The 6,989-nt window shown below is 73.3% G+C and carries 7 protein-coding genes; 3 read left to right on the top strand and 4 right to left on the bottom strand.

All coding sequences use genetic code 11. The annotated features are described in order from the left end of the window. Positions 1-88 precede the first annotated feature (88 nt). From F6X68_RS28645 to F6X68_RS28635, 3 genes are all read left to right on the top strand, one after another. Positions 89-898, top strand: a complete 810-nt coding sequence (locus tag F6X68_RS28645; protein WP_151457174.1) for an SDR family oxidoreductase — start codon at positions 89-91, stop codon at positions 896-898. Between the two features lie 169 nt (positions 899-1,067). Further along, positions 1,068-1,607: an orotate phosphoribosyltransferase gene (gene pyrE / locus F6X68_RS28640; RefSeq protein ID WP_151457173.1), complete on the top strand. Its 540-nt coding sequence runs from the start codon at positions 1,068-1,070 to the stop codon at positions 1,605-1,607. A 57-nt stretch (positions 1,608-1,664) separates the two neighbouring features. Then, positions 1,665-2,042, top strand: coding sequence for a helix-turn-helix transcriptional regulator (locus tag F6X68_RS28635; RefSeq protein WP_007454255.1), 378 nt, complete (start codon positions 1,665-1,667; stop codon positions 2,040-2,042). 58 nt (positions 2,043-2,100) lie between these two features. On the opposite strand, the gene F6X68_RS28630 is transcribed toward F6X68_RS28635, so the two are convergent. The 4 genes from F6X68_RS28630 to F6X68_RS28615 form a co-directional block, all read right to left on the bottom strand. Further along, on the bottom strand, positions 2,101-2,814 hold the full coding sequence (locus F6X68_RS28630; protein ID WP_151457172.1) for a DedA family protein: 714 nt from the start codon (positions 2,812-2,814) through the stop codon (positions 2,101-2,103). Between the two features lie 153 nt (positions 2,815-2,967). Next, positions 2,968-3,753: a thioesterase family protein gene (locus F6X68_RS28625; protein ID WP_151457171.1), complete on the bottom strand. Its 786-nt coding sequence runs from the start codon at positions 3,751-3,753 to the stop codon at positions 2,968-2,970. A gap of 91 nt (positions 3,754-3,844) precedes the next feature. Then, positions 3,845-6,370 (bottom strand): polynucleotide kinase-phosphatase, encoded by a 2,526-nt coding sequence (locus F6X68_RS28620; RefSeq protein WP_151457170.1) that lies wholly within the window; start codon positions 6,368-6,370, stop codon positions 3,845-3,847. Beyond that, positions 6,367-6,989 (bottom strand): methyltransferase (locus F6X68_RS28615; protein WP_151457169.1); only part of this gene is annotated, 623 nt, incomplete at its 5' end. The genes F6X68_RS28620 and F6X68_RS28615, both read right to left, overlap by 4 nt.

Raw genomic sequence — 6,989 nt, 5'->3', positions numbered from 1 at the left:
GTGTATAACAGACAGCACCCGTCCAGCCCCCGCACCAGCCGCCCGGGGCGCCGCCCGCGCCCCCGTACCCGCCGAGTGAGGACCGCCCGTGACGCTCGACCAGTCGGCCAGCGAGCGGCGGGCCCTGATCACCGGAGCGACCGCCGGCATCGGTGCCGCGTTCGCCCGCCGGCTGGCCGCCGACGGTTGGCACCTGGTGCTGGTGGCCCGGGACGCGAACCGGCTGGCGGCGACGGCCACCGAGCTGACCGGGCGGCACGGCCGGGAGGTCGAGACGATCCCGGCCGACCTGTCCACCGACGACGGTTGCGCGACGGTGGAGCGGCGGCTGGTCGAGGGGCCGCCGATCGAGTTGCTGGTCAACAACGCCGGGATCAGCCTGAACACCCCGTTCCTGCGTTCGTCCGCCGAGGACGAGGCGCGGCTGCTGCGGCTCAACGTGCACGCCGTGATGCGGCTGACCCTCGCGGCCCTGCGTCCGATGACCGAGCGGCGCCGTGGGGCAGTGATAAATGTCTCTTCGGTGGCGGGGTTCGGCGCGGTCATGCCGGGTTCGACATACTCCGCCAGCAAGGCGTGGGTCACCAACTTCAGCGAGTCCGTCGGCCAGTCCGCCCGGCCCTTCGACGTGCGCGTGATGGCGCTCTGCCCCGGCTACACGCGTACGGAGTTCCACGAGCGCGCCGGCATCAACATGTCGAAGACGCCGGAGTGGATGTGGCTGCGGGCCGACGACGTGGTCGACGAAGCCCTGCGTGACCTGCGGAAAGGCAAGCTGGTCAGCGTTCCCGCGTGGAAGTACAAGCTCGCCGTGGCGGGGCTGCGGCACGCGCCCCGGCGGCTGCTGGAGGCGGTGTCCCGGGACACCCGGGGCCGGATCGGCCGCGACGGCGGCTGAGCGGCGGGTCGGGGCGGGCTTGCCCCGTCGACCTCCGTCGATCGTCCGATATGTCCGGCTGAACGGTCGCTCAGCGTAGCCGGCCATCGCCACCCGTCGGTCGTCCCCAGGGCTGATCCCGGTGGACCCCGCACACGACTCCCAGACTTGAGCAGTACCCTCTATCGGCATGGGGGACCACGACGACCTGCGTAAATTCATCACTGACCTGGCGGTGGTCCACGGCCGGGTGGTGCTCTCCTCAGGCCGCGAGGCCGACTGGTACGTCGATCTACGTCGCGTCACGCTCCATCACGAGGCCGCTCCGTTGGTGGGGCGCGTGATGCGTGACCTGACGGCCGACTGGGAGTACGACGCGGTGGGCGGGCTGACCCTGGGTGCCGACCCGGTGGCGCTGTCGATGGTGCACGCCGCGTCCGGGACCGACCGTCCGGTGGACGCGTTCGTGGTCCGCAAGGCGGGTAAGACGCACGGTCTCCAGCGTCGGATCGAAGGGCCGGACGTGGCCGGCCGGCGGGTGTTGGCGGTGGAGGACACTTCCACTACCGGGGGAAGTGTGTTGACGGCGGTCGAGGCCCTTCGCGAGGTCGGGGCCGAGATCGTGGGTGTGGCGGTTATTGTTGATCGAGGCGCCGGCGACGCGGTGCGAGCCGCCGGATTGCCGTATCGAGCGGCCTATACGTTGGCTGACCTCGGCCTTGTGGCGTAAAAGTCTGCCGATTCGGATCCGCCGATATGCAGGCGGATCGATGCTGCTGGTGGAAGGATGGAATACGTGGGAACTGCGTTGGCCGAAATGACTATGCCTCAGATCTCGCCGCTTGCCGGCGAGCCGATCGAACGTGCCGATGCCGAGCGTCTGGCGGGGGTCCTCAAGGCCCTCGCCGACCCTGCTCGACTTCGGCTGCTCAGCCTGATCCAGTCGGCGCCCGAGGGTGAGGCGTGCGTGTGCGATCTGACCGCACCCCTCGGCCTCTCGCAGCCGACGGTCAGTCACCACCTGCGTATCCTCACCGAGGCCGGCTTGCTGGAGCGGGAGAAGCGCGGTGTCTGGGCGTACTACCGGCTGGTGCCGTCGGCGATCGCCACGATCGCCGATCTGCTGACCCCGCCGCGCAAGCGCGCCACCAAGAAGGCGCGCTGACCTTCACCGATCGTCCGGTGCCATCCCCCACCGGGGGCGGCACCGGACGGCCGGTCGGTCAGTGCTTGCCGTAGTGCTCGCGGGTCTCCCGGATCGCCTCCTCGGCGGCGGCCCGTTCCTGCGCGCTGGTGCCACGCTTGGCGGCCATCCGCGCCCGCAGCAGCTCGACGGCGATCGGGACCACCGAGATCAACACGATGGCGATCAGGATCATCTCGATGTTCGCCTTGACGAACGGGATCTGGCCGAGGAAGTAGCCGAGCACGGTCACGCCCGTGCCCCAGAGCACGCCGCCGATCACGTTGTAGATCACGAACGTGCGGTAGTTCATCCGGCTGACCCCGGCCACGATCGGCGTGAACGTCCGCACGATCGGCACGAAGCGGGCCAGCACGATGGAGCGCGCGCCGTACTTCTCGAAGAACTCGTGCGCCTTGAGCACGTTCTCCTGCTTGAACAGCTTCGAGTTCGGCCGGCGGAACAGCGCCGGGCCGACCTTGCGGCCGAACGCGTACCCGACCTGGTCGCCGGCGATCGCCGCGATGGTGATGAGCAGGCAGACCAGCCACAGCGGGTAGGTGATGTACTTCCCGTCCGCGGTGAGCAGCCCCGCGGTGAACAGCAGCGAGTCGCCCGGCAGGAAGAACCCGATCAGCAGGCCGGACTCGGCGAAGACGATCACCAGGATGCCGATCAGCCCGAACGTCGAGATCAACACCTCTGGATCGAGCCAGCTCGGCCCCAGGGCCAGGGTGGTGGTGGGCGTCGGCACGAGGCGACCTCCGATGTATGCCGGTCGGTGACGGAACGTCCGTAGTCTAGGTGGCCGCCGGCCGGCCCGGTGCTCGACGTCACAGCGCGCGAGGCGGCGCCAGCCCGGTCGGGCAGGCACATCCGGCACCGGGGCCCGACCCGATGCGCCGCCTCAGCGGGGAGCGACGACGAGCGTCTGCACGGCCCCACCCACGGTGCCGTCGGCGTCGGCCAGCCGGCTCGCCGCCACGCCCGAACCGTGCGGCCCGATCGTGGTGGCCGAGTCGAGCAGGAGCCACTCGCCGCGCAGCGGCCGGTGCAGGGTCACCGTCAGGTCGACGTTCACGAACAGCCACCGGGCCAGGTCCAGGCGGGCACTCACCCCGCTGCCCGAGTCCGCCACCAGCAGCGCCAGCTCCGCCGGGCCGACGGGCTCGCCGGGCAGCAACGGGATCCGGGGCCGTACCCACACCCGGGCCGGGCCCGGCTCGACGAACGCGCCGGAGACGAAACGCCACTGCATGGCCGACAGATAACCGGCGGAGTGCGCGGCGGCCCAGTGCTCCGGCTCGGCGCCCGCGTCCGGCCCCGGCACCGGTGGCCCGTCGTCGGCCGTCGCGGGCGTCGGCTCGGCCGGGGCCAGGACGCGCCAGCCCCGGGCGTGCAGCACCTCCTGCCCGCCGGCCTCCGCGATCCCCTCCACCAGCGTGATCCGGCGGCCGGCCCGGACCGTACGGACCCGCAGCGTCAACTCCGCCACCGGCACCGGACGCAGGATGTCCACCGACACGCGGGTGAGGAGCTGGCCGTCGACCGGGTCGTGACCGGCAAGCGCCCGGGCGAGCAGGGCCGACGGCGGGCCGGCGTGCTGGGCGGCCGGATCCCACGGGCCGGCGGTCGCCGGCGTCGACCCGAACCGACCACCGCCGGCCGGCTCGTAGAACGCCTCGTACGTCATGGCCGGCGACCATACCCGCGGTCACCGACAGCCGCGGACCGGCGGTCACGGGTGACGGCCGCCGTCGACCGCCGTCACCCGTCACGCCTCGTCACAGCCGGGGGTCGACCGGCTCGGACTCGCAGGCCAGGATCGCGAAGACCAGCTCGTGCCGGCGCCACAGCGGAGCACCGGCGACCAGCGCGTCCAGCGCCGCCAGCCCCAGCCCGTGCTCGCGCAGCGCCAGCCCCCGCTTGCGCCCCAGCGACCGGCGGCGCAGCGCGGCCAACTGCTCCGGCTCGTCGTAGCCGGGACCGTAGATGATCCGCAGGTACTCCCGGCCCCGGCACTTGATGCCCGGCTGAAGCAGCGAACCCCGCTCGGTGCGGGCGGCCGGGCCGGCGTACGGCTTCACCACCATGCCCTCGCCGCCGGCCGCCGTCAGCGCCAGCCACCACTCGGTGGCCGCCGCCTCGGCGGCCGGATCGGCCAGGTCGACGACCTGGCGGCGCGTCGGCGTGAAGAACTCCGGGTCGGCGGCGCAGAGCCGGTCGGCCAGCCCGAGGTGCCAGCCGTGGTCCCGGTCGGCGTAGCTGGCCTTCGCGCCGGCCAGCACCGCGAACGGGGCCAGGGTCACCCCGCGCAGCCCGTCGGTCGGCCCCACGTACGCCCGGTAGGCGTCCGAGTAGGCCATGATCTCGTCGCGGCGACGGGCCATCCGGTCACGCAGCTCACCCACGGGCAGCCCTCGCCCAGCCGCCGCCTCCAGCGCGGCCAGCGCCGCCGGCAGGGCGGCCCGGCCGGCGGCACCGACCCCGGCGTACTGCTCGCGGATCAGTCCGCCCGCCTTCGCCGACCAGGGCAGCAGCTCGCAGTCGAGCAGCAGCCAGTCCGTCCCCAGCTCGTCCCACAGCCCCGCCCCGCCGACCGCCGCGCGCACCCGGTCGAGCAGCTCGTTGTCGAGCGGCGCGCCGAAGAACGGGCGGCCGGTGCGGGTGTGCACCACCCCGCCACCCGGACCGAAGGGCCCGCCGTCGGGCTCCCGGCAGACCAGCACCACGGCCCGCGAGCCCATGTGCTTCTCCTCGCAGACCACCCGGTCCACGCCCGCCGCGCGGTAGTCGGCGAACGCCTGCGCCGGGTGCTCCAGGAAGCCGCCCGACGTCGCCGTCGAGCAGGGCGCCATCGTCGGCGGCAGCCAGGCCAGCCAGCGCGGGTCGACCGCGAAGCGGCTCATCACCTCCAGCGCGGCGGCCGCGTTCTCCGCCGGCACGGTCAGCGACCCGTACGGGTGCTCGACGTGCCGCCGGCCGGTCACGTCGGTCAGCTCCAGCACCTGGTCGGGTCGGGCCGGCGCGGCGGCCAGCGGGCGGGTCGGCGCGTACCACTCCCGCTCCGCCGGCACCGAGACCAGCTCCTTCTCCGGATAGCGCAGCGCGGTGAGCCGGCCGCCGAAGACGCAGCCGGTGTCGACGCAGATGGTGTTGTTCACCCACTCCGGCACGGCGGCCGGGGTGTGCCCGTAGACCACCATCGCCGAACCCCGGTACTCCCGCGCCCACGGGTAACGCACCGGCATCCCGTACTCGTCGGTCTCGCCGGTGGTCTCGCCGTACAGCGCGAAGGAGCGCACCCGACCCGACGCGCGACCCTGGTACGCCTCCTTCAGCCCGGCGTGCGCGACCACCAGCCGGCCCTCGTCGAGCACGAAGTGGCTGGTCAGGCCGTCGATGAAGCCCGCCACCTCGGCCACGAAGGAGTCCGGCTCGGCCGCCAGCTGCTCCATCGTCTCGGCCAGCCCGTGGGTGAGCCGCACCTCGCGGCCGCGCAGCCGGCGCAGCAGCTTCTGCTCGTGGTTGCCGGGCACGCAGATCGCGTGCCCGGCGGCGACCATGCCCATCACCAGGCGGAGCACGCCAGGGGAGTCCGGGCCGCGGTCCACCAGGTCACCGACGAAGACGGCGGTACGCCCCGACGGGTGCGTCGCGTCCACCGGCCGGCCCCGCTCGTCGCGGCGCAGCTCCCAGCCGAGCCGGACGAGCAGCGCCTCCAGCTCGGCGCGGCAGCCGTGCACGTCCCCGACGATGTCGAACGGCCCGGTCAGCTCGCGCCGGTCGTTGAACAGCTTCTCGTAGCGGATCTCGGCGGCGTCGATCTCCTCGACGCCCCGCAGCACGTGCACCTTGCGGAAGCCCTCCCGGGCCAACAGCTTGTACGACCGGCGCAGGTCGCGCTGCATCCGGGCGAGCACGTGCCGGTTGAAGGTGCGGTCGGCGCGGCCCTCGGTGCGTTCCCACGCCAGCGCCTCGGGCACGTCCAGCACGACGGCCACCGGCAGCACGTCGTGCTCGCGGGCCACCCGCACCAGGCCCGCCCGGGCGTGCGGCTGGAGGTTGGTCGCGTCGACCACCGTGAGCCGGCCCCGGCGCAGCCGCGTGCCGGCGACGTGGTGCAGCGCGTCGAAGGCGTCGGCGGAGGCGGACTGGTCGTTCTCGTCGTCGGCGACCATCGCCCGGAACGTGTCCGAGGAGAGCACCTGGCTGGGCGCGAAGTGCCGGCGGGCGAAGGTGGACTTGCCGGAGCCGGAGACGCCGACGAGTGCGACCAGGGCCAGCTCGGGGATGTCGAGGGTGGTCACGGGTTCTCCTTCCGGGTCAGCACGACGAGCTGGGTGGGGGCGCCGACCTCGGGATCGTCGTCGCCGACCCCGCTGATCGCGGCGGTGTAGCCGTACGTGGTGGACACCCGGTCGACCCAGGCGGCGAACTCCGCGCGGGTCCACTCGAAGCGGTGGTCGGCGTGCCGGAACCGCCCGGCGGGCAGCCCCTCGTAGCGGACGTTGTACTCGGCGTTCGGCGTGGTCACCACGACGGTCGCCGGGTTGGCGTGACCGAGCACGGCGTCCTCCAGCGCCGGCAGCCGGGGCGGATCGACGTGCTCGATCACCTCCATCAGCACCGCCGCGTCGTACCCGCGCAGCCGGTCGTCCCGGTAGGTCAGCGCGGACTGCCAGAGCCGGATGCGGTCCCGCTGCCGCTCGGGCAGCCGGTCCAGCCGCAGCCGCCGGGCGGCCAGGGTCAGCGCGTGCGTGGACACGTCGGTGCCCACGATCTCGGTGAACCGGCGGTCGCCGACCAGCGCGGCGAGCAGGGCACCGCCGCCGCAGCCGAGATCCAGCACCCGGCTCGCACCCGCACCGGCCAGCGCGCCGAGCACCGCCTCCCGCCGGCGCGCGGCCAGTGACGCCCGGCGGGCCG

The organism is Micromonospora sp. AMSO12t (genome assembly GCF_008806585.1).
Taxonomy (GTDB): Bacteria; Actinomycetota; Actinomycetes; order Mycobacteriales; family Micromonosporaceae; genus Micromonospora; species Micromonospora reichwaldensis.
This window is presented reverse-complemented; position numbering and strand designations above follow the sequence as displayed.

Excerpts from the sequence above, each read along its gene's own strand:
- pyrE (WP_151457173.1), top strand. The coding sequence starts at position 1,068 with ATGGGGGACCACGACGACCTGCGTAAATTCATCACTGACCTGGCGGTG.
- F6X68_RS28635 (WP_007454255.1), top strand. The coding sequence starts at position 1,665 with ATGGAATACGTGGGAACTGCGTTGGCCGAAATGACTATGCCTCAGATC.
- F6X68_RS28625 (WP_151457171.1), bottom strand. The coding sequence starts at position 3,753 with ATGACGTACGAGGCGTTCTACGAGCCGGCCGGCGGTGGTCGGTTCGGG.